This window comes from Streptomyces sp. NPDC005263 (genome assembly GCF_042872365.1).
Lineage (GTDB): Bacteria > Actinomycetota > Actinomycetes > Streptomycetales > Streptomycetaceae > Streptomyces.
Genome location: NZ_JBIAKJ010000009.1, coordinates 152134 through 175236, shown reverse-complemented (window position 1 = coordinate 175236; position 23103 = coordinate 152134). Strand labels below are relative to the sequence as shown.

Sequence of the window (23103 nt, the reverse complement as noted above, 5' to 3'; positions counted from 1 at the left end):
GTGACAACGTGATAATTTGCCCAAGCCAGTCAAGGGAATCCGGTGCGAATCCGGAACTGACGCGCAGCGGTGAGGGTGACGAGCGGGGCAACGCGAGCCACTGGACGACGGTCACATGTGACCAGGGTCCGGGAAGGCGCTCCGGCCGGGTGATCCCGAGTCCGAAGACCTGCTGGCGACCCGTACGAACGGGCCCCGCGACCGGGCCCTCGACGCCAGAGGATGTTGTGTGCCCGTCACCCCTGCTGTTCGCCGCTCCGCCCTGCTCCTTTCCGGGGCGCTCCTCCTGACGGCCTGCGGCGGCTCGTCCACCGGGCCCCCCGGCTCACCCACCACCGCGACGGGCCGCACCCTGGTCAACTGCGGGCAGCGGATCCGGATCCCGTCGCCGCCGAAGCGAGCGGTGTCCCTGAACCAGGGCACCACCGAGATCATGCTCTCCCTCGGCCTCGCGGACCGGATGGCGGGCACCGCCACCTGGACCGACCCCGTCCTGAAGGGCCTCGCGAAGGACAACACCCGGGTGCCCAGGCTCTCCGACAACCAGCCCTCCTTCGAGAAGGTCCTGGACACCGAACCCGACTTCGTCGCCGCCTCCTTCGCCTCCACCCTCAGGCAGGGCGGCGTGGCCCCGCGCGAGAAGTTCGAGGAGCTGGGCGTGCCGACCTACCTCTCTCCCGCCGACTGCGAGGGCAAGGACAACAGCGGTGACGGCGACGGCGCCCGCACCCAGCCGCTGACCATGGAATCGGTCTACCGAGAGATACGGGACCTGGCGAAGATCTTCGGCGTCGAAGCGCGGGGCGCGAAGCTCGTCGCCTCACTGAAGAGCCGCGTCGCCAGAGCCACCTCCGGGATCGACGCCTCCGACACCTCGGTCCTGTACTGGTTCGCCAACCAGGAGTCCCCCTACATGGCGGGCTGCTGCGGCGCCCCCGGCATCATCACCGACGCGCTCGGCGCGAAGAACGTCTTCGACGACACGAAGCAGGAATGGCCGCAGATCAACTGGGAGACCGTCGCGGACCGCAACCCCGACGTCCTGGTCATCGGTGATCTCACCCGCGACTCGCAGACCGCCGAGACGGCCGCCCGGAAGATCGCCTTCCTGGAGTCCGATCCGGCGACCAAAACCATGGACGCGGTGAAGCACAAGAGGTACGTCACGCTCAGCGGCCAGGCCATGAACCCCACGATCCGCACCGTCGACGGCATCGAGAAGGTGGCCGCGGCGCTGCGCGCCGACGGGCTCGCCGGGTGACGACCTCGTCCGTCACGGCCACGGCGTTGCGGACGGTGGCCGGCCTCGTGACCCTGGCGGGGTCCCTCGCCGTGGCCGTCACCATCGGCCCGGCGGACATCGGCGTCGGCGACGTCTGGTCGGCGGTGGCCGCCCATCTCGGCGGGGGACCCTCGCGGCTCAGCCCGATCCGGGACGGCATCGTGTGGAACCTGCGACTGCCCCGCACCCTGCTCGCCGCGGTCTGCGGCGCCGGGCTCGCCGTGTGCGGAGCGGTCATGCAGTCCCTGCTGCGCAACCCGCTCGCCGACCCCTTCGTCCTCGGCGTCTCCTCCGGAGCCTCCACCGGCGCGGTCGTGGTGGTGGTCCTCGGCGCGGGCGGCGGCGCGCTGTCCGTCTCCGGCGGCGCCTTCGTCGGAGCCGTCTGCTCCTTCGCCCTGGTGCTGCTGCTCAGCCACACCCTCGGTGCCACGACGGACCGGGTCGTGCTGGCCGGAGTCGCCGCCATGCAGCTGTTCTCGGCGCTCACCTCCTTCGTCGTCCTGACGGCCGCCGACGCCCAGACCACCCAGGGAGTCCTGTTCTGGCTGCTCGGCTCACTCGGCGGCGCCGACTGGAACGACGTGTGGCTGTGTCTGACCGCGCTGGCGACCGCCCTCGTCGTGTGCCTCGGATCCGCGCGGACGCTGGACGCCTTCGCCTTCGGGCAGGACGCGGCGGCCTCGCTCGGGGTCTCCGTCGCCCGGACCCGGCTGGTGTTGCTCTGCGTCACGGCCCTGCTGACCGCCGCTCTGGTCAGCTCGGCGGGCGCCATCGGTTTCGTCGGGCTGGTCCTGCCGCACGCCGCCCGTGCCCTCACCGGCCCCGGGCACGCCCGGCTGCTGCCGGTGACCGCGCTCACCGGGGCGGTGTTCCTGGTGTGGGTCGACACCCTGGCCCGTACCGCCCTCGACCCGCAGGAGATACCGGTCGGCGTCGTCACCTCCCTGATCGGCGTACCGGCGTTCGTCCTCGTCCTGTACCGCACCCGGAGGGCGCACCGATGACGCTCATCGCCGACCGCGTCTCCCGTACCGCCGCCGGACAGCTGATCCTTGACGGCGTCAGCCTCACCGCGGCCCCCGGATCCGTCACCGGCCTGCTCGGCCCCAACGGCTCCGGCAAGTCCACACTCCTGCGCCTGCTCTCCGGCGTTGTCACCCCCACCTCCGGCGTCGTCACCCTCGACGGCCAGCCGTTGCGCGAGTACAGCCGCCGAGCGGTCGCCCGCCGGCTGGCGGTCGTCGAACAACAGGCGGACACCCAGACCGAGTTGACCGTCCTGGAGGTCGTACGGCTCGGCCGGGTCCCACACCGTCGCGCCTGGACCCCCACCACCCCGGCCGACGAGCAGGCCGTACGCGCCGCCCTGGACCGCACCGGCCTCACCGAGCGGGCCGGCCGCCTCTGGCACACCCTGTCCGGCGGCGAACGCCAACGGGTCCAGATCGCCCGCGCACTCGCCCAGGAACCACGCGAACTCCTCCTCGACGAACCCACCAACCACCTCGACATCCAGCATCAGCTCGACCTCCTGACGCTGGTCACGCAACTCCCCGTCACCACCGTCATCGCCCTGCACGACCTGAACCTGGCGGCGATGTACTGCGACCATCTCGTCGTGCTGAACGAGGGCCGGGTGGCCGCCGCGGGCGGCCCGGCAGAGGTGCTCACCGAGGACCTCATCGCTCAGGTGTACGGCGTGCGCGCCACCGTCACCCCCGACGCTCCGGGAGACCGGCCCCATGTACGGTTCCTCGGCACGCTCCCACGAGACGCCGTGCGGTCGCCATGACCGTACGGCCGCCACGGCGGCGTCCAGCCCCCCGGCGTTAGTGTCGGCACATGACCCAGGACTCCCTGCGCTCCGTCACCGTCGAGCGCGTCAGCACCGGCCACTTCGTCGCGACGAACGCTCGCGGCGCCACGATCAGCTTCGGTACGAGTTCCGGTGCGCACGGGGACAGCGCGTTCACCCCGGTCGAGTTGTTGCTCGCCGCGATCGGAGGGTGTTCGGCGGCGGACGTCGACGTCGCCACCAGTCGCCACGCGGAACCCACCACGTTCTCCGTCGCGGTGACCGGTGACAAGGTCAGTGATGAGCTCGGCAACCGGATGACCGACCTCAGGGTCGCCTTCTCCGTCACCTTCCCGAAGGGCGAGGGTGAGGGCGCGGACCGGGCCAGGACGATCCTTCCGCGAGCGGTCAGGACCTCCCACGACCGGCTGTGCACGGTGAGCCGCACGGTCGAGATCGGTACGCCCGTCACCGTGACGATCGAGGACGACTGACCGGGGCCGCTCGTCCACACCCGACGCCGTCGGCATGGACACGGCACGCCACCGTACGTCGGCGGCAACCGCGGCAGAGGTCCTCAGAGCCGCGCCGATCCGGGCTCTGAGGACGTGCTCGCGTGGTGTCACAGCCCACCGAGGTTCTCCGCGGGCTCCAGCTTTCTCCGGGTGAGCCCCGGGACGGACTCTTCCCCGGTGCCACGGTCCGGAACGAGGACGCGGCCCACGATCACGGCGTAGAACAGGCCGGAGGCCAGCACCAGCGCGAAGTCGGGCGCGTACAGGGTGAGCATGCGCCAGACCGCGATGCCCACCCACAGCAGGGCCGTACCGCCGCTCCAGAGCCGGACGCCGATCACAAAGCGCCGGTGGGTGTTCCGGCCGGCGGACGCCGAGCCGGTGGGCCGCCACGCCTGGCGTCTGCCGCGTGCGATGTCCCAGATGGCGAACAGATGCGCCCAGCCGTACAGCAGGCGCACGGCCCATGCTTCGATCCGGTAGGGGCACTTGTGCCACAACGGGAAGATCAACACCGTGTAGACGACGCTGGGAAGGACCAGCAGCATGTACTCGACCTTGAGTTTTTCGGGCATGGCCACCAGCAGGACGATCGGGAGCAGTGGTGCCACGAAGGTGAAGAGCGCGGTGTGGAGGTAGTAGAAAAAGCCGGAGAAGTAGCAGAGCCGGGTGGTGAGTCTGAGCTTTGTGCTCCAGAACTTCTTGCTTCCCAGCAGGCTCATGGAACCCGAGCACCAACGGTATTGCTGGTGGTAGAACGCGCTCACGTTGTCGGGACAGTTGCCGGTGGCGAGGGGAATCGGCACATAGCGCAGACTCCAGCCCAGACGACCCAGGTCGAAGCCCGTGTGCACGTCCTCCGAATGCTCGATCAGAGTGGTGCCGCCGTTGGCCTCCAGGGCTGCCCGCCGGTACACGGCGCAACTGCCCACACAGATGGCGCCGCCATGGCGCTGACGAGAAACCTGGATCGCCCGGTAGAACAGTTCCTGGACGGAACCCGCGCCCCGCTCGATCCACGTCTGCCGGTCGGTCACCCGGAAATACTGCGGTGACTGGACGATGCCGGTTTTCGGGTCTCTCTCCATGTACGGCAGCAGTTCCTCCAGCAGATCCGCCCGCGGGGCGAAGTCGGCGTCGAGGATGAGGATGTACTCCTCGTCGGAGATGCTCAGCCCGTAGTGCAGGTTGCCGGCTTTCTTGAACCAGCCGGGGCGGGGCCGGGTCCCGTAGACGAAACCGAGATCCTCGGCCATGGCGGCGAGTTCCGGATTCGCGGAGTCGTCGAGTACGTATGCGGTGGCCTTGCCGGGATAACGGTCGGCGAGCCGGCGAACGTGCCTCCAGGTGTTCTCCAGAATGTCGACGGGTTCGCCGCACACCGGCAGGAAGACGGCGACCGTCGGGTACTTCTCGGGGCGCCAGTTCTGGACCAGCCGGCGGTGGCCCTGGAGATCAAAATCGGTGGTGAACGCGTTCACACGCAGTGAGGCGATGTAATACAGGACGCTGAAGCCCAGGCACGGCAGCAGGACGAACAGCCACGGTGACGACTGGATCAGCCGGAACTGGCTGAAGACGAGACAGCCCATGCTGATGAGCGAGGCCACCGTGAGTACCCAGAGATGACGCCTTGCGTAGGAGTACTTCTCCTCGTCATCCGGTGGCTGGGGGAGTACGCACGTGGCCGCCTGCTCGGACCGAGGGGGCTCCTTGAATGTAGTGGTCACCTCCAAACCACTAGCCAGACCGCGCGTGCCGTGTGCGTCCGGCTGGGCTGATTGCTGTACGGGTCGCTCGAAGGAAGGATTCTTCGGAGTGGCACCACCGCAGAGTCGAGCGGTGGTTGAGGTACGGCGACGTTCTCCCCGCCGCGGTACCTCCGGATGGCCGCCCGTGCCCCCACAGAGGTGAACATTCCTGCCGCGCGGACGAATCGCGGTGGCGCCGACCCACCGGTGACGAGTCAGTTCGTCATATTTGCTCATCGGCACCCTCTCCAAGGAACTGGAGGCAGAAATGCATTCACTGAATTCCCGCAGCCGTCGCGCGGCCTGGACCTCATTGGCCCTCGCGGGGACGCTGGGCCTCATTCCCGTGACCCAGGCGCACGCGGCGGACAGCGCGCCGAAGCCCAAGGCCAAGACGCCGGTGCAGACATACGGCCAGCTCCACGTCTGCGGCACGAAACTGTGCTCGCAGTCCAACAAGCCGGTCCAGCTGCGGGGCATGAGTACGCACGGCACGCAGTGGTATCCGCAATGCCTGACCGCCGCGGCACTGGACGCCCAGGCCTACGACTGGAAGGCGAGCGTCCTGCGCGTCTCGACGTACGCACGGGAGGGCGCGTACCTCAAGGATCCGAAGAAGTACACCGAACTGGCGAGCCGGCTCGTCGACATGGCGAGCGCCCGCGGAATGTACGTCATCGTCGACTGGCACACGATCCACCCGGGCGACCCGCACCAGGACCTCGACAACGCGCGCGCCTTCTTCAAGCAGATCGCCGAGCGCCACAAGAACAAGAAGAACGTGATCTACGAGATCGCCAACGAGCCCAACGGCGTGAGCTGGGCGACGATCAAGGACTACTCGGAGAAGATCATTCCGGTGATCCGCTCCCGCGCTCCGGAGAGCGTGGTCCTGGTCCCGACGAGAGGCTGGGCCACGCTCGGCCTGGCCGAAGCGTCCAAGGAGCAGGAGATCGTCGATGCTCCGGTACGCGCCAAGAACGTCATGTACACGTACCACTTCTACGCGACCGCGGGGAAGGAGCAGTTCCTGAAGCGCCTGGACCGAGCCTCGGACAAGCTCCCGATCTTTGTCTCGGAGTGGGCCGTCGCCTCCTGGAACGGCTGGGGCCTGGACTTCGCCATGGCGCAGAAGTTCACCGACCTCATGGCCAAGAAGAAGATCGGCTGGACGAACTGGAGCCTCTCCGACAACCACAAGGACATCTCGGTCTTCAAGAAGGGCGCCTGCAGCGCCGGCAAGTTCACCGGCACCGCCCCCCTCACCGCCAACGGTGTCTGGGTCAGGCAGAAGACGAGGGGCTGAGCGCCTGACCGCTCCGCACGCCGGACGTCGTCACCGCCTCCCGTTCCCCAGGCCGACGTCCCCTCGGGCAACACGACCGTGTCCCGCGGGTCGCCCTCCGAGGGGACGTGAGCCGACCGCCGTCCGGCCGGCGAGCGTGTGTGAGTCCTGGAATGAACATGTGGGGATGGCTGACGCGGTGGCAGCGACATCCTCGAAAGGCGTCTGACGGGTATCTATCCAGGTCAGTCGCCTTTTTCGTGCGCCCGTGCGCTGCTGTCACACCGACCTTCGGCGCGTCGGGAGGGACTCCGCCGCCTGAAAGGGACGAGGTCGTCCCGGCCCTCGGTGCGGCGACCGCCGTGGGCCGCCGTCGCGAGGGCGGCCGGATGAACGGCGCGGGCCGCGGCGTCGGCGCGCGGTCATCCTCCGCCGCCCGGCGGTTCAGGGTGCGGCACCTGCGATCATCTACCAGTCGTTCCCAAGCCCTGCCGCAGCGAGTTCCGGGCTCCATGGCGCGAATGGGAGCCAGTTCCGTCGAGCAACCCGTTCAAGGAGGCCCCCGGTGCGTAACCCGACCGTGGCACAGCAACTGATCGATGTCCTGCGACAAGCAGGGGTGGAGCGCATCTACGGCGTCGTCGGTGACAGCCTCAATCCCGTCGTGGACGCTATCCGGCGTACCGACGGCATCGAGTGGATTCATGTGCGCAACGAGGAGGCGGCGGCGTTGGCCGCCGCGGCCGAGGCGCAGCTGACCGGACGGCTCGCGGTGTGCGCGGGCAGTTGCGGTCCGGGGAACACCCATCTGATCCAGGGACTGTACGACGCGAACCGCTCCGGCGCCCCGGTGCTCGCGATCGCCTCCCACATCCCGTCGAAGCAGATCGGCACCGGGTTCTTCCAGGAGACGCATCCGGAGCGGCTGCTCACCGAGTGCAGCCAGTACTGCGAAATGGTGAGCCAGCCGTCGCAGATGCCGCGGATGGTGCGGATCGCCGTACAGCGCGCGCTGGCCGACAACGGGGTGTCGGTGCTCGTCGTGCCCGGTGACCTGTCCCACGCGCCCGCCACCAACCCCACCGGATCGAGTAACTTCGTCACTGCCCGTGGCCGGGTCGTACCTCCGCCCGAGCAGGTGCGGGAACTCGCGGCCAAGCTCAACGCGGCACAGAAGGTGATGCTCTTCTGCGGCGCCGGCGTACAAGACGCTCACGCCGAGGTGATGGAGCTCGCAGGCCGGGTGCACGCGCCTGTCGGGCACACGCTGCGAGGCAAGGAGTGGATCCAGTTCGACAACCCGTACGACGTCGGTATGAGCGGGTTGCTCGGCTACGGCGCCTGCTACGACGCGATGCACGAGGCCGACCTCGTGGTACTGCTCGGCACCGACTTCCCGTACGACGACTTCCTGCCGCAGGCCCGCACCGTACAGGTCGACCACGATGCGGGGAGGATCGGGCGGCGGACCACGCTGGAGCTGGGCGTGCACGGCGATGTCGGAGAGACGCTGCGCGCGGCGCTGCCGCTGGTCGAGACGAAGCGCGATCGCTCGTACCTGGACCGGACTCTGCACCACCACGCCAGGTCGCTGGAGAACGTGGTCTCCGCCTACACCCGTGACGTCGAGCACCAGGTGCCGATCCACCCCGAATACCCGGCGTCACTTCTCGACGAACTCGCCGACGACGACGCGGTGTTCACCGTCGACACCGGTATGTGCAACGTGTGGGCGGCCCGCTACATCACGCCCAACGGCCGCCGTCGCGTGATCGGTTCATTCCTGCACGGCACCATGGCCAACGCTCTCCCGCACGCCATCGGTGCCCAGTTCGCCTATCCGGGTCGCCAGGTGATCTCCATGTCGGGCGACGGCGGACTCGGCATGCTCATGGGCGAGCTGCTCACCGTCAAACTGCACAACCTGCCGGTGAAGACGATCGTCTTCAACAACTCCTCCCTCGGCATGGTGAAGCTGGAGATGATGGTCGACGGCCTGCCCGACTATCAGACGGACCACGAGCCGGTGGACTACGCCGCCATCGCCGCGGGGGCCGGAATCCATTCGATCCGCATCGAGGATCCCCGCCGGATCCGCGAAGGCCTGCGGGAGGCGCTGTCGCACGACGGGCCGTGCCTGGTGGACCTGGTCACCGACCCCAACGCACTGTCGATCCCGCCGCACATCTCGGGCGAACAGGTGAAGGGATTCGCCTTCTCGGCAGGCAGGACGGTCCTCAACGGGGGCGTGGGCAAGATGCTCGACCTGGCCAGGGCCAATCTGCGCAACGTTCCCAGGCCGTGAACCCGCCCGCCGCGACGCTGCGCAAGCCGGGCACAGCACGGTCTGCTCGCCCGCGATCTCCTCAAGACCGGTCGCCGCGGAAGCGCGCAACCTGAGCCTTCCAGAGTCTTGGGGCCAGCCGCTCAGAACCGCGCCCCGACATCCGCGCCGCTGCTGGGGCGCAGGAACGTGGCGGACGGGATGGCGCCGTCGGCGCCCGGGGTTCCGTCAATAGACGTGTACGTGAATCCTGTTTGTGTGCATGAAACTGTTCGGTGCTGTCGCGACGCGTCGGCAACAGGGATGCGAAGGGGTGAGCGTCGGGGGTGCGGGGCGAGCCGATCCCCGGTCGCCCGGCGGTCGCGGTGCGGCCTGGCAGGCGCGAGCACATCGTAGGCTCTGCTCCGCGGCCTCCCCTTGCCGTGGACCTGCGCTGCCAGGCGGCGCCCCTCCAGGAGAGGCTCCGCGACCTTGAGACGTGCGGCGTGTGGTGCCGCGACACCGCCGTTGGTTCATCTACATGAACAAATTGCACGCACTGCTATTGACGTGGCCAGGGCGAGTACTTACGGTCCGAGAAAGCGCTTTCCCCGTCTGTGTCGGCCGTGTCAACCCCTCAGCACGCGGAGTCGCAACAGGGGATCAGCTCGAGAACCAGCTCATGCACTGCTGTTCTGTCGCCGGACCCAGGGCCCAGGGCCAACTGCCGCCCCACCCCGCCCCGACGACACGGACCACAGCCCTCGTACCCCCACAACCGAGGAATCTGGAGACAGGCGATGCAATCGAGAGCCGCACTAGCATCGGTCAGCCTGCTGGCCGGCGCCGCCCTCCTCACACTGTCCGGCCACACGGCACAGGCCGTTTCCGTTCGTGACGACCACAGTGACACCGTGCCCACAGCGGGCGTCGACGTGAGGGCGGCGAGCACCGTCCTCTACGTGGCGCCGAGTGGCAAGGACAGCGCGGCCGGAACACAGGCCGACCCGACGACGCTCACCTCGGCGATCAGCCGCATCGCCCCCGGTGGCACGATCTACTTACGCGGCGGCACCTACAACTACTCCTCGACGGTCACCATCCCGATCGGCAGCAACGGCACCTCCAGTGCCCGCACCACCCTCTCCGCCTACTCGGGTGAGAAGCCGGTGCTGGACTTCTCGGCGCAGAGCGAGAGTTCGTCCAACCGGGGCATCCAGCTGAACGCCAACTACTGGCGCCTGTACGGCCTGACCGTGCAACACGCGGGCGACAACGGCATCGCCGTCGGGGGCAGCAACAACGTCATCGAGCGTGTGGTGACGGCGTACAACCGCGACACGGGCCTGCAGCTCGGCCGGATCGCTTCCAGTACCCCCAAAGCCCAGTGGCCGGCCGACAACCTGATCGTCAGCTCGGAGTCACACGACAACTCCGACTCCGATGGAGAGGACGCCGACGGCTTCGCCGCGAAGCTCACCACCGGCACGGGCAACGTCTTCCGCTACGACGTCTCCCACAACAACATCGACGACGGCTGGGACCTCTACACCAAGACCGACACCGGCGCCATCGGCCCGGTGACCATCGAGAACTCCCTGTCCTACAACAACGGCACGCTGAGCAACGGCACCCAGAACAAGAACGGCGACCGCAACGGCTACAAGCTCGGCGGCGAGGACATCAAGGTCAACCACGTCGTCCGCAACAGCATCGCCTACCACAACGGCAAGCACGGGTTCACCTACAACAGCAACCCGGGCACGCTGACGATGTCGAACAACGTCAGCATCGACAACGGCACCCGCAACTTCTCGTTCGACGAGGGCACCTCGGTGTTCAAGAACGACACCTCATGCCAATTCAGCAGCGGCGGATCGAACGACAAGGTGGTCGGTGACGCCGACAGCTCGAACCAGTTCTGGTCCGGCTCGAACGGGTCCCGGTGCTCCTCGTACTCCGGCGCCCTGAAGTGGTCCTTCGCCTCGAACGGAAGCCTCGTCGTGACCTTCGGCGGCTAGGGCCTGTCGTTTGGATCACGCCGCAGACGCGGAGTCTGGCACGCCTCCCCCCCTCTCTGCGTCGCTCGAGCGGGAGGTACCCCCACCGGCGTTGTCGTCGGTTGCCGACTCCCCCACGCTCGGCTGCGCTCGCGCGGGGGGACCCCCATCGCGTCGACGCCCTCCTCCGCCTTGCAGCCGCACGCGCCAGACCCCGCTCACCGGCATCGACCAGCCCCGTCAGTTTCCTGCGGCCTGATCCAAACGACAGGCCCTAGGTCCGGGTGGTGAATCCGGGAGCGACCCCGCCGCCCGGACGCGGTGAGGACGGGGGCCTGTCCGGTTCGGATGGGTCCCGGTCGGCGGCGGGGCGGACAACCGTCGCTGATCCCCCGAGCCCCCGATGCCCCAGGGGCTCGGCGAAAGCAACCCCCGGCACTCTAAGACGAACGAGGAGACGAGGATGGCGAACGAGAAGCCACGCATGCGGAGGCCAGTCGCACTGCGACTCCGTGCGGCGCTGGCCACGATGGCTCTCGCGTCCGCGGCGGGCGCGGTTCTGTCGATGCCCGAGGCGTCGGCGGCGACCAGCGGTGCCACCGGCTACGCGACCCAGAACGGCGGCACTACGGGAGGCGCGGGCGGGCAGACGGTCCGGGCCACCACGGGGACCGCGATCCACGCGGCCCTGTGCGGCAGGGCCGACAGCAGCACCCCGCTCACCATCGAGGTCCAGGGGACCATCAACCACGGCAACACCAAGAAGGTGTCGGGCAAGAGCTGCAGCACCGCCGACGGCGTGATCGAGCTCAAGAAGGTCAGCAACGTCACGATCATCGGGGTCGGCAGCGGCGCTGTCTTCGACCAGGTGGGCATTCACGTCCGCGAGGCCGCCAACATCATCATCCAGAACGTCACCGTCCGGAACGTCAAGAAGTCCGGTTCCCCCACGTCCAACGGCGGAGACGCCATCGGCATGGAGCGCGACGTCCACAACGTCTGGGTCGACCACACCACACTCGAGGCGTCGGGCGGGGAGTCGGAGGGCTACGACAGTCTCTTCGACCTGAAGGACAACACCCAGTACGTGACCTTGTCGTACAGCATCCTGCGCAACTCCGGCCGCGGAGGCCTCGTGGGGCACAGCGACACCGACCTCTCGAGCACCTTCGTGACCTACCACCACAACCTGTACGAGAACCTCGACTCCCGTGCGCCCCTGCTGCGTGGCGGCACGGCTCACATCTACAACAACTCCTACGTGCACCTCAACGAGTCCGGCATCAACTCCCGGGCCGGAGCCCACGCCAAGGTGGACAACAACTACTTCAAGGACAGCAAGGACGTCCTGGGCACCTTCTACACCGACAAGGCCGGCTACTGGCAGGTCAGCGGCAACGTCTTCGACAACGTGACCTGGTCCGCCCCCGGCAGTGAGAACCGCCCCGCAGGCCCCGACCCGAAGTCCAACACCACGGTCGGCATCCCCTACTCCTACAGCCTCGACGCGGCCAGTTGCGTGCCGAGCATCGTGACCCGGACGGCAGGCGCCGACAAGGGTCTGCGGGTGTCGGACGGCAGCTGCTCGCCGTAGACATGCGGCGTGGATGGACCGGGCCACGGGAGTCCTGGATCAGTAACCGTAGATCATCTTGTAGGCGACCTCGGGGAGGAACTGCCCTGCCGAGGAGCCGGCTCCGACACCGCAGTTGCCGTCGGACTCGCCTGGGGTCTTGATCCACAAAAGCATCTCGGCGCCTCCGCCCAGCCGGGTGGGGGCGCCGATGCGGCGGCCTGAGGGATTGCACCACTGACCGTTGGAGCCGTTGCCGTTGCGGCTGGTGTCCACGACGAACGGCTTGGTGTAGCCGTAACGGGCCGCCAGTTGGCTGTTCACGGCGTTGCCGTAGGCGGTGTTCTCGGCCGTGGTGAAGTAGTTGGAGATGTTGAGCGAGAAGCCGTGGGCCCCTCGGAGGCCCGCTTCGTCAAGACGCTGGGCCATGGTCGCCGGGCTTTCCCAGCCCGGGTTACCGGCATCGAGGTAGACCCAGGTGTTGGGGGCCTGGCGGCCGAACTGGGCGAGGGCGCCGGTGAGCATGCCCTGGCGTTCGCTGATCTGAGCCCGCGTCATGCAGCCGTAGTCCCCGAGTGAGTCCGGCTCGAGGAGCACGACGGCCGGTCGGTTGGCGATCCCGCCGGCGAACTGGGAGATCCAGGTCGCGTAGGCGGAGGGTGAGGCGGCTCCGCCGGAGGAGTGTCCGCCGCAGTAGTCGCGGTTGTAGATGTTGTAGGCGACGAGGACGGGCAGCTTGTCCACGGAGTCCGCCGCCCCGGCGTACCCGCCCGTGGCGGTGCCGATGGTGCCGCTCCAGGAGCCGAACCAGCGGGCCATCGCAGTGTTGGCGACGGAGGCGTTGATCGCGGGCGCCCGGCCGTCGCCGGGGTTGGCGGCGACCCACCTCTTCGCGCTGGAGTCGGGGTCCGCGTAGAACCCGTTGGTCATGGTGGTCGGGTCGGCGGCGTGGGCGGACGGTGCGACGGCTAGCGCCAGCGGCAGAGCGACGAGCGTTGCCATGAAGGTGCGGAGTCTGCGGCGCATGACGGTACCTCGGTTTCCTGGCAGGGATGCGTCGCCCGCTCTCGTCCTGAGCGCGCGACGCGCTGAGGTGGTGCGGCGGAATGTTCGACCCGCCTCCAGGCTGGACCGGGCCCCCGGACCGTGCCGGGGGCCCGGAGGCGGTCAGCAGGTCGAGTTGGTCTGCGTGAGCAGGCCGAGCCGCCACGGGAGGAGGTTGTAGTCACCGCCCGCGTTGGGGTTCATGCCCTGGTAGAGGTATTGGAGCCGGCAGGCTGGAATGGTGAGTGTCTGGTCGTAGCCGGCACGGATCATCTCGCCGTGGCTGATGTCCCGGCTCCAGGCACCCGAGGGGAAGGTGACGTTGTTGGCTCGCGCGAACGGGTTGCTCTCGGACGCGGCCAGGGGCGTCCATGAGCCGCCGAGGCTGCCTGAGGTCCAGGAGCGGAAGTAGCGCCGGCCGTCCGATCCGATGGCCTCGACGAGGAGCAGGTACTGGTTACTGCCCTGCACCTTGTAGACGTTGCTCGCTTCGAAGAGGGCGTATTTGTTGGAGTCCTGCGCCACGATCGCGGTGTTGGTGAACCCGTTCGGGAACTGGCCGACGGTCGTCTGGGAGCGGTACAGGTGCCCGTTGTCGTCGGAGGAGAAGAGGTAGCAGTTGGCGCTGTCGCAGATCACCCACATGTCGACCCAGTAGCCGTTGCCGATGTTCTGCCGGATGACGTCCGGCATGGACGAGTAGAAGTTGCGCGGCGCGCTCCACCCGTTGGGATTGCTGATGTCGGGGTTGGTGGAGTACGAGGCGTTGCCGGTCTGGTAGACGAGGTACCACAGGCGCTGCGGCGCGTAGTAGAAGACCTGCGGCGCGGCCCGGTACCCGGTGCCGATGGCGGTGCGGTCCAGGTAGTGGTGCGTCGCCGAACCGGCCTGCGACCAGTCACTGAAGTTCAGGTACACCAGGTTGTATCCGGACGAGCTCGCGGTGCTGGCGAACACGTGGTACTTGCCGTTGTACTGGACGACCGTCGGATCCTTGATGCCGGCGATGTTGTGGGTGGCGTCCGGCTTCGGTGAGATCAGCGTTCCGCTGGAGCTCCAGGAGAACCGGGAGGGCAGCGCGGCGGCGGACCGGGGCGAACGGGCCGCGGATTTCTGGGACATCACGGCCGCGCCGCCTGCCGACGCCCTGCCCCCCATCGTGGTGAGGACCGACTGGTAGGCCGGTTTCTTGTTGCCGTTCCGGTCGAACAGCAGCGGGTTGTCCCCGCTGCGCCAGGAGTCGCTGTCGCGGATTCCCCAGACGGTGACGCCGTTGCAGCGTGCCACGTTCAGGCAGGCCCGCACGGTGTTCGCGTAGGCCGTCGTGGGCGCCTGGGCGATGTCCAGTTCGGTGATCTGGACATCGACGCCGAGGGCGGCGAAGTTGGCCAGTGTGGTCTGGAAGCTCGACGGCGGGCCACCGGCACCGAAGTGGGACTGGAAGCCGACGCAGTCGATGGGCACCCCGCGCGCCTTGAAGTCGCGCACCATGCGGTAGACGCCCTGGGTCTTCGCGTCGCTCCAGTTCTCGATGTTGTAGTCGTTGTAGCAGAGTTTGGCCGCCGGGTCGGCCGACCGTGCGGTGCGGAAGGCCTGTTCGATGAAGCCGTCGCCGAGCAGGTTCTGGAACACCGAGGAACGGTGCTGGCCACTGCCGCCGTCGGCGAAGGCCTCGTTGACCACGTCCCAGGCGAAGACCTTGCCCTTGTAGTGGTTCATCACGGAGGTGATGTGGTTGTTCATGACGCCGCGCAGCGTGTTCGCGTCCCCGATGGAGCTGACCCAGCCGGGCAGTTGGGAGTGCCACACCAGGGTGTGGCCCCGTACGCGCTGACCGCGAGCCGTGGCGCGGTTGACGATCTGGTCGGCGGGGCCGAAGTTGAACGAGCCGCGGGACCGCTCGGTCGTGTCCCACTTCATCTCGTTCTCGGGTGTGACCGAGTTGAACTCGCGGTCCAGGATCCCGGAGTACGTGCCGTCGCCGAGCCGTCCGGCGGCCACGGCGGTCCCGAAGTACCGGCCGGACTGGGCCGCTTGGGCTCCGAGGGTGGAGGCCCGGACGTTGTCGGGTGCGGCGGTCGCGGCGCCGGGCGTCACCAGGGCGGCGACGGCCAGCAGGGATAACACCGAGGCTCGGCGACGGCCGAGCCGCGTCAGCGGGTTCATGGTTTTCCTCTACGGTTGGCGGGGGGTTGGGTGGTGCGGTCGGTGGGGTCGGGTCAGGGCGTGGACAGCTCGAACCGCGTGACGCGGACCGCGCCGCCGAGTGCCTGCGTGGCATGGTTGAAGAGGGCGAATCGGTAGCCCATGAAGAACCGCCAGTCATTGCCCATGGAGAAGGCGGGCCCGAGGCGGGTGAAGCTGGTGCCGTCGGTGCTGTAGGAGAAGGTGCCGGGGCGTGCCGCGCCGGGACGGATGTCCGCGCTCGCGCGCAGCCAGACGCGGCCACCGGGGGCGGCGGCGCTCGCGACCTCGGTGCCGGTGCCGGTGGTGTTCCAGTTGCCGTCCATGGTCAGCCCGCTGACCATCGCCAGCCTCGTCACGCCACCGTCGCGTTTGACGCCGATCCAGGCCGAGGAGTCACGCAGCAGAGCGAGTCCGGCCCGGTCGCCGTCCCGCATCGCCGCGTGGTCGAGCTGGACGGTGGCTGTGGAGGTGGGGCCCTGAATGCGGTGCGTGAGGGTGTTGCGGGCCCCGTACAGGTCGTTGGTGACGGTGGCGGTCCGCAGAGTCAGTCCGTTGCTGACCGACCACTTGGTGTTGTCCGGGTTGTGGTTCCACTCCCACCTCGGCTTGAGGCTCGTGCCGTCGAAGGTGTCGACGCCGGTCATGGGGGTGACCTGGCGGGGCGGAGTGGGGACGACGGGGCTGGGATACGAGGCGCCCCATGCGCCGTTCACGAGCTGCACGACGGGCCAGCCGTCCGGAGTCCAGGTGACCGGCGCGAGGACAGGCATCCGGCCGCCGGGGTACGCGTCGACGAAGGCCATGTAGTACCAGGCACCGCTCTGCGTCTGGACCAGCCCGCCCTGGTGCGGGACACCACCGCCGGCGATCGGCCCGCGCAGGTCGAGGAGGACCTGGCGCATCGTGTAAGGACCGAAGGGGCCGCTCGACGACTTCAGGATGTACTGGCCGTTCGCGGGGCGGGTCAGGAAGATGTAGTACTGCCCGTTGATCTTGTAGAAGCGGGAGCCCTCGAGGGTGCCGACACTCGAGGGAGCGGTGAAGACCTGCTGCGTGCGGACCTGGTTGCGCCCGTCGGGCGAGAGCTGGGCCACGCTGATGGTGGTGTTCCCGTACGCCACGTACAGGGTGTCGTCGCTGTCCACGAGCAGCCCCGCGTCATAGTAGGGCGTGCTGATCGTCGTGAGTCTGCTCCACGGCCCCTCGGCAGCGGTGGCGGTGTAGATGTACGTCCTGGCGAAGTCGATCTGGCCGAGCCAGTAGAAGGTCGCGTTGCTCGGACGGTAGGCCAGCGACGACGCCCAGATGCCGCGGACGTAGCCACGGGCGCCGTTCAGGTCGTACTTGGCGCCGAAGTCGAGGACGGGCACCGAGTGACCGGCGATCTCCCAGTTCACCAGGTCGTACGAGCGCAGGACGGGTGCGCCCGGCGAGTAGTGCATCGTCGAGGCGGAGGCGTAGTAGGTGGCGCCGACGCGGATGACGTCGACATCCGCGAAGTCCTGCCAGATGACCGGGTTCGGGTACGCCGGAGCGGCCGCGAGGTTCGCCTCCCGGGCGGAAGCGGCCGCGGCGGTCCGGAAGGCTCCGGCCGGAGGCAGGAAGGCGCCGGTGACCAGGCCGGTGGCGGCGGCCAGCGCACGGCGGCGGCCCCATGATTGATGAGAGCATGACATATCCATGTGTCGTTCTCTCTGCGAGGAGGCGCTTCATGGGCGGGTGGTTCTCGCGATGTTCGAGATCGCGAACACTCACGACTCACTGAGCATCCTGGATGATAGGAAAACGAGAGCTCCCGTCAATACGTCTCGCATGATTCGTTGTTTGCTTCGAAATGTTTCGCCCATCGGGGCTTGCATGGATCACCGATGCGTCCTTCCACTCTCTCGCTCTCGGCGTCGAGGAGGGCGTCGGTGTACGTGATTTAAGCGTGTGGGTGGTGTTGACATGCTTGGGAACTTCTCTAACGTCCATGACGTCAGCGATCCGAAATCGGACCGAAATTTCGAACGATGATCAGTGTCATGCGCATGATTTAAGTCGACTGCGGTGCGGCATTCATCCACTGTCTGCCGGCCTGGCGACGATCGCATCGCCCGCAGAGCCCATCGCGAGCGCCGTAGGTGTGCAGCCCACGGCGCCTGTCCCTGGAAAGGAGCACACGGTGCCCAGACGATCAGGTAGGCGGCTGCTCCGTCTCTTCGCGGCCGCCGCGCTGACGGTCACCGCGTCCTTCACGGCCCTGGCCGACTCCTCCGCTTCGGTCGCGCCCGGCAGCCCGGCACTCACTCCACCGCTCGGCTGGAACAGCTGGAACAGCTTCGGATGCGGGGTCACCGAGGCGCAGGTCCGCCAGGCCGCCGACGCCATGGTGTCCTCGGGCATGCGGGAGGCCGGCTACCGGTACGTGGTGGTCGACGACTGCTGGTTCGACCCACAGCGTGACGCGTCGGGCAACCTGCGGGCCAACCCGACCAAGTTCCCGAGTGGGATGAAGGCCCTCGGTGACTACATCCACAGCAAAGGCCTGAAGTTCGGCATCTACCAGGTGCCGGGCGAACGCACCTGCGCGCAGACCAGCGGCGGCTATCCCGGGTCGACGGGCAGCAGGGGGCACGAGACCCAGGACGCCGCCACGTTCGCCTCGTGGGGCGTCGACTACCTCAAGTACGACTGGTGTTCCTCCAGCGGTACCCGTGACGAGCAGGTCGCGCGGTTCACGCTCATGCGCGACGCCCTGCGTGCCACCGGGCGGCCGATCGTCTACAGCATCAACCCCAACAGCTTTCACGCCATCACCGGCTCCACGTACAACTGGGGCGAGGTCGCCGACCTGTGGCGGACGACCGAGGACCTGCTCGACATCTGGCAGAACGGCAACACCAACAGCTATCCGATGGGCGTCGGCAACGTCCTGGACGTCACCGCGCCGCTGGCGGCGCAGTCCGGCCCGGGACACTGGAACGACCCCGACATGCTGGTCGTCGGTCGTCCCGGCCTGTCACTGACCGAGTCCCGCTCCCATTTCGCCCTGTGGGCACTGCTGGGTGCCCCGCTCATGGCCGGCAACGACATCCGCACCATGTCCGCCGACGTGAGCGCGATCCTGCGCAACCCGCGTCTGCTGGCGGTGAACCAGGACGCGCTGGGCGCGGGCGGGCGCAGGGTGCGCGACGACGGCACCACCGAGGTGTTCGCCAAACCCCTGTCCGACGGTTCGGTCGCGGTGGGCCTGTTCAACCGGGGAGGCGGCACCGCGACGGTCACCACGACAGCGGCACAAGTCGGCCTGTCCGGCGGGTCGTTCACCCTCACCGACCTGTGGACCGGCGGTACGGCGAGCACCTCCGGGCAGATCTCGGCGAGCGTTCCCGCGCATGGCGTGGCCGTGTTCCGCGTGAGCGGTGGCAGCCCGTCGGCCGCCACCACCTCGCGTCTGCGCGGCGCCGGGTCCGGCCGCTGTCTGGACGTGGACAACGCTTCCACCGCGGCCGGGGCCACGGTCCTGATCTGGGACTGCCACACGGCCGCCAACCAGCTGTGGACCACGTGGGCAGGCGGTGAGATCCGTGTCTTCGGCGACAAGTGCCTGGATGCCTACGACCTCGGCACCACCAACGGCACCCGTGTCATCACCTGGTCCTGCAACGGCCAGGCCAACCAGAAGTGGACCATCGGCTCCGACGGATCGATCCGCAATGTTCACGCCGGTCTCTGTCTCGATGTGGACCGGTCCGGCACCGCCAACGGGACCCCCCTGGTCCTGTGGACCTGCGACGGGCAGGCCGACCAGAAGTGGACCCGCGTGTGACGAGCGTCGCGCGCCGTTCTCGACGATCACCCGTCGAGAGAAATTCCCACGGGACCCGCCCGCTGCTCGGCGGCCGGAAGGTCACGCTGCTGGCCGATACCGGACCCTCGACACCATCCAGGACCTGCTGAACTGCTGGACCGGCACCTGCACCACCTGCCACCGGCCCCTGCCCAGAACATCCACCACCAGCCAGAACCCAAGAACCAGAGCAACCTGGCGGAGTCCTACTAGAGCTTGTTGGAGAGCCACTTGTCGATGGTGTTCGTGGTGCTGTCGGCGTTGCGCTGGAGAGCCAGGTCGTGGCCGGCATTGAGAACGGATTTCACGTCGACGTCAGGGCTGGACCCGTAGGAGGCCGGCTCCGCGGCGAGGGCCTTCTTCAGGTCCGCGGGGTCGAAGAACAGTCCGTCGTGCTCGCCCACGAGCGACAGGACCGGGACATTGACGTTCTTGCCGAACGTGTCGTTGGTCAGCTCGTCCGCGAAGGCGGTGAACTCTCCCTGGGTGGTGATCTGCTTGACCGCGTCGTCGCCCTTGACGGTGCTCAGGTCGGCGTTGAACGGCCAGTAGAACTGGTGGCGCATGCCGTCCCTGGTGGTGAGGGAGCCATCCGGTATCGCGCTGCCCTTGAAGGCTGTGTCTTCGGCTGCGGGGTGCACTATGGCGTTGAACACCAGTTGCCCGGAGCCGGAATGGTGCATGAATCCGGTGACGACCAAGGCGTCGACGTCCTTGTAGGTCGCGGCCTCCCTGATGGCCACCGCGCTTCCCATGGAGTGGCCGACCAATGCGACCGGCAGCCCCTTATGGGCGGCCTTCAGCTTGGTGATCAGTTGATGGATGGTGGCGGAGTGGGTCGCGCCGTTCAGCTGGTCCGCGGCCGGGCTGCTGGAGTCGCCGGTTCCGAGGCGATCGACGGCGACGGAGATCCAGCCGTCCTTGGCTGCTTCGCGCGCCTGTGAGACCCAGCCGCGGCTTGTCTTGAGATCGAAGTACCGGTGGTCGTAGGTGACGCCCGGGACCATCACCTGAATGCCCTTGACGCGCACTCCGGTCGGTTCGTACTCCACGGCGCTCAGTGTCTGGTCAGCCGGTCCGCTGTCGGTGAGTGAGACCTTCTGGGTGATCGTGTGGCGGGTGAAGCCCGGGTCACCGCCGGTGGCAGCGGATGCGCCCCCGGTGGTGATCGCGATGGCGGTGACGAGCGACGCGGCGGACACTCCGATCACGCCGAAGCGGACCGCGGAGTGTCGGGGATGGATCGAGAACATGGGGGAGGGCCTTGTCGTTTGGGCCGAGGTGCACGCCTCGGCATGAACCCTGGGGTGGGTGTGATGCCTGCGGGACATCGTGCATTTGAAGTACAAGCAGGCATGGATCGCCCGTGCACCGCTATCGATGGCTTCTGGACGGGCATGGCCAGGCCGTTCGCATGCGGCGCCGGGTCTCGCGGGCGTCCGTCCGCGCATGCCCCACGGAGCAGGTGACGGTACGAACGCCCGAGAGGCTCAGAACCTCTCGGCGACGTGCTTGCCGAGATCGAGTTCGATTCCCTGGGGCTGCTGCAGGCCGCGTTCGAAGAGGCTGCGCACGTGATCCGCGTTCTCCGGGCGTCCCCCCGTGCGCCTGATGGCGGCCAGAGCGGCCGCGTAGTCCCCCGCGGGGATTGCGGTGGCCGCGTCGACGAACTCCTTCGTGCCGGAGACCGCGGCCTTGTCGAAGCCCGCGATGCGGCGGGCGAAGGTGTCGACGAAGTCGTCCAGCTCGTCCTCGGGAAGAACGCGGTTGACGTAGCCGTATTCGGCGGCGAGCTGGGCCGGGAAGTCGTCTCCTCCCACCACGATCTCCATCGCGCGGCCCCGGCCCACCAGCTCGGCCAGTCGCCCCATCGGGTTGCCGCCGGGTACGGCGCCGAAGCCCACCTCGGGCTGTCCCAGGATGGCGTTGCTGCCGGCGAAGCGGATGTCCGTGTTCAGGACGAACTCACTTCCCGCTCCTCGGGCACGGCCCTTGATGGCCGAGATCGTGACAGCCGGGACCCTGCTGAGGCGCAGAAGGCTGTCCGGGTAGGGGAGGAGCCCGGTGGGACCCGGCGCCGTGGTGTAAAAGCGCTGCATGTCGGACCGGAGGTCGAAGTGCGCCATGAAGAAGTCGGGGTTGGCGCTCTGGAACACCACGACGGTCAGATCGGGGTCCTGCTCCATACGGGTCACCAGATCGCCAAGCTGCTCGACGGTGTCCAGATCGATGAGGTTGATCGGGTCGTTCTCGAAGGTCACCTTCCAGTAGGACGGCGACACCGCATGTACGTGAAACTGCGAGGGATTGCTCATGAGGGTGACCCTAGAGGGTCTGACTTTAAAAATGCAATCCAGCAGGGGTGTGACGTGGGCCCACTGCCGAGCCAGCGGAGATGCCATCTCGCGAGCCTCTTCTTCGTCCACGGTGCGGGCTTCGTCGTACGGGCCTTCCGCGAGCAGAGGCGGAACGATGCCGGTGGCGATTCCCTTCGACGCGGTGTGGGCCGGGTGTGCCGGCGGTCAGCATCGGCGAGGAGTCCGGCTCGAGAGCGACTGCGCGTATCCGGCCGGCCTGCGACAGCGCCGCAGAAACGCCGGCGAACATGCCGGCGGTGCCGACGGCCGCACGAAGACGTCCACTGTCACACCGCTGCCCTGGGCCTGCTGGACGATTTCACGACCGAGGTCCGCATAGCCGGTGAGCGCATCGGTGTTGTGGAACTGATCGGTCCAGAAGGCCCCTTCGCGCTCGATGATCCGGTCGACTTCCCAGCGCATCCGCACGAAAAGCTTCATCGCACAGACGAAGGCCAGTGAGGACCCCGTACTACCCCCGGTGAACTCCACGACGCGTTGTCCAGGAACCAACCTGCCGCGGCGCTCCGCGCCCTCGATGATGGCGAGGGCCATCCGATCCTTGTAACTGCCGGTGGGATTACCTCCCTCCACCTTGACCCGGACTTCAGCCGCGCCATCGGGAACGACACGACGCAGGCGCACCAGTGGTGTTCCTCCGATGGCATGGAGAGACGAAGAATGGATGCCGGCTGAGCTGCAACACGACGGGCGGCTGACCCTGACCGACTTGGCCGACCGGGTGCAGCTGAGCATCTCCCGCTGCCAGCGGCGCCTGCGCGAACTGGAGCGCTCTGGTGTCATCCGCGGCTACCACGCCGAGGTGGACGCCGCCGCGGTGGGCTTCGGCTTCGAGGTCCTGGGTTTCGTCACCCTGCGGCAGGGGGCACAGGACACACTCGCCGCCTTCGACGAGGCCGTCGCCGCCATCCCCAACGTCGTGCAGACGCAGCGCCTGTTCGGCGACCCTGATTACCTACTGCGGGTGGTGACCGCCGACCTCGACGCCTATCAACGCCTCTACGAATCCAGACTCACGAAGTTGCCGGGCCTGCAGCGCATCACCTCCACCATCGTGATGAAAAAGGTCATCGACATGCGCCCCCTCCCCACGCCTCCGCACTAGCTGACGAACAAGTTTCACGCGAAAGGCCGCGGGTCCTGCGTACGCGGAGTTGGGCGTCTCACTTGTCAACTGCGTGCCGTACAAAAAAAGACA

Annotated in this window: 16 protein-coding genes, 1 pseudogene and 1 riboswitch; of the genes and pseudogenes, 10 read left to right on the top strand and 7 right to left on the bottom strand. The window is 67.8% G+C overall.

Going from position 1 to position 23103, the window contains the following annotated elements:
- Positions 1-9 precede the first annotated feature (9 nt).
- A riboswitch (cobalamin riboswitch) is annotated at positions 10-192 on the top strand.
- A 37-nt stretch (positions 193-229) separates the two neighbouring features.
- From ACFYRY_RS33675 to ACFYRY_RS33660, 4 genes are read left to right on the top strand one after another with little or no spacing between them, the layout of a single operon-like run.
- The gene (locus tag ACFYRY_RS33675; RefSeq protein WP_389154348.1) at positions 230-1261 is read left to right on the top strand and encodes an ABC transporter substrate-binding protein; all 1032 of its coding nucleotides are present in this window, start codon (positions 230-232) and stop codon (positions 1259-1261) included.
- 26 nt (positions 1262-1287) lie between these two features.
- On the top strand, positions 1288-2286 hold the full coding sequence (locus tag ACFYRY_RS33670; RefSeq protein WP_389154885.1) for a FecCD family ABC transporter permease: 999 nt from the start codon (positions 1288-1290) through the stop codon (positions 2284-2286).
- Positions 2283-3074 carry an ABC transporter ATP-binding protein gene (locus ACFYRY_RS33665; RefSeq protein WP_389154345.1) on the top strand — a complete coding sequence of 264 codons (792 nt, stop codon included), beginning with the start codon at positions 2283-2285 and terminating at the stop codon, positions 3072-3074. The genes ACFYRY_RS33670 and ACFYRY_RS33665 overlap by 4 nt, the downstream gene beginning before the upstream one ends.
- A 50-nt stretch (positions 3075-3124) precedes the next feature.
- Complete coding sequence (locus tag ACFYRY_RS33660; RefSeq protein WP_389154342.1) at positions 3125-3571, top strand: OsmC family protein; 447 nt, start codon at positions 3125-3127, stop codon at positions 3569-3571.
- 128 nt (positions 3572-3699) lie between these two features.
- On the opposite strand, the gene ACFYRY_RS33655 is transcribed toward ACFYRY_RS33660, so the two are convergent.
- Complete coding sequence (locus ACFYRY_RS33655; protein WP_389154882.1) at positions 3700-5184, bottom strand: glycosyltransferase family 2 protein; 1485 nt, start codon at positions 5182-5184, stop codon at positions 3700-3702.
- A gap of 427 nt (positions 5185-5611) precedes the next feature.
- Between ACFYRY_RS33655 and ACFYRY_RS33650 the strand changes: the two genes are divergently transcribed.
- From ACFYRY_RS33650 to ACFYRY_RS33635, 4 genes and pseudogenes are all read left to right on the top strand, one after another.
- A complete protein-coding gene (locus tag ACFYRY_RS33650; protein ID WP_389154339.1) occupies positions 5612-6649 on the top strand; it encodes a glycoside hydrolase family 5 protein in 1038 nt (345 codons plus the stop codon).
- 544 nt (positions 6650-7193) lie between these two features.
- Entirely contained in the window at positions 7194-8933 is a 1740-nt protein-coding gene (locus ACFYRY_RS33645) for a pyruvate dehydrogenase (protein WP_389154336.1), read from the top strand.
- A 758-nt stretch (positions 8934-9691) separates the two neighbouring features.
- The gene (locus ACFYRY_RS33640; RefSeq protein WP_389154334.1) at positions 9692-10912 is read left to right on the top strand and encodes a right-handed parallel beta-helix repeat-containing protein; all 1221 of its coding nucleotides are present in this window, start codon (positions 9692-9694) and stop codon (positions 10910-10912) included.
- Positions 10913-11375: 463 nt separating this feature from the next.
- A pseudogene (locus ACFYRY_RS33635) lies at positions 11376-12482 on the top strand (polysaccharide lyase family 1 protein); the annotation flags it as partial.
- Between the two features lie 42 nt (positions 12483-12524).
- On the opposite strand, the gene ACFYRY_RS33630 reads toward ACFYRY_RS33635, so the two are convergent.
- From ACFYRY_RS33630 to ACFYRY_RS33620, 3 genes are all read right to left on the bottom strand, one after another.
- On the bottom strand, positions 12525-13490 hold the full coding sequence (locus ACFYRY_RS33630) for a glycoside hydrolase family 6 protein (RefSeq protein ID WP_389154332.1): 966 nt from the start codon (positions 13488-13490) through the stop codon (positions 12525-12527).
- Positions 13491-13631: 141 nt separating this feature from the next.
- Positions 13632-15674: a non-reducing end alpha-L-arabinofuranosidase family hydrolase gene (locus ACFYRY_RS33625; protein WP_389154330.1), complete on the bottom strand. Its 2043-nt coding sequence runs from the start codon at positions 15672-15674 to the stop codon at positions 13632-13634.
- A 53-nt stretch (positions 15675-15727) separates the two neighbouring features.
- Complete coding sequence (locus tag ACFYRY_RS33620) at positions 15728-17371, bottom strand: glycoside hydrolase 43 family protein (protein WP_389154879.1); 1644 nt, start codon at positions 17369-17371, stop codon at positions 15728-15730.
- A 488-nt stretch (positions 17372-17859) separates the two neighbouring features.
- Between ACFYRY_RS33620 and ACFYRY_RS33615 the strand changes: the two genes are divergently transcribed.
- Entirely contained in the window at positions 17860-19506 is a 1647-nt protein-coding gene (locus tag ACFYRY_RS33615; protein ID WP_389154327.1) for a glycoside hydrolase family 27 protein, read from the top strand.
- Between the two features lie 230 nt (positions 19507-19736).
- Here ACFYRY_RS33615 and ACFYRY_RS33610 read toward each other — a convergent pair whose 3' ends face one another.
- The 3 genes from ACFYRY_RS33610 to ACFYRY_RS33600 all read right to left on the bottom strand — a co-directional run bounded on the left by ACFYRY_RS33610 (position 19737) and on the right by ACFYRY_RS33600 (position 22640).
- Positions 19737-20780 carry an alpha/beta hydrolase gene (locus ACFYRY_RS33610; protein ID WP_389154324.1) on the bottom strand — a complete coding sequence of 348 codons (1044 nt, stop codon included), beginning with the start codon at positions 20778-20780 and terminating at the stop codon, positions 19737-19739.
- 237 nt (positions 20781-21017) lie between these two features.
- On the bottom strand, positions 21018-21842 hold the full coding sequence (locus ACFYRY_RS33605; RefSeq protein ID WP_389154322.1) for an enoyl-CoA hydratase/isomerase family protein: 825 nt from the start codon (positions 21840-21842) through the stop codon (positions 21018-21020).
- Between the two features lie 207 nt (positions 21843-22049).
- On the bottom strand, positions 22050-22640 hold the full coding sequence (locus tag ACFYRY_RS33600; protein ID WP_389154319.1) for a pyridoxal-phosphate dependent enzyme: 591 nt from the start codon (positions 22638-22640) through the stop codon (positions 22050-22052).
- Here ACFYRY_RS33600 and ACFYRY_RS33595 point away from each other — a divergent pair.
- Positions 22570-23010: an Lrp/AsnC family transcriptional regulator gene (locus ACFYRY_RS33595; protein ID WP_389154316.1), complete on the top strand. Its 441-nt coding sequence runs from the start codon at positions 22570-22572 to the stop codon at positions 23008-23010. The genes ACFYRY_RS33600 and ACFYRY_RS33595 overlap by 71 nt on opposite strands.
- The last annotated feature ends 93 nt before the right edge of the window (positions 23011-23103 follow it).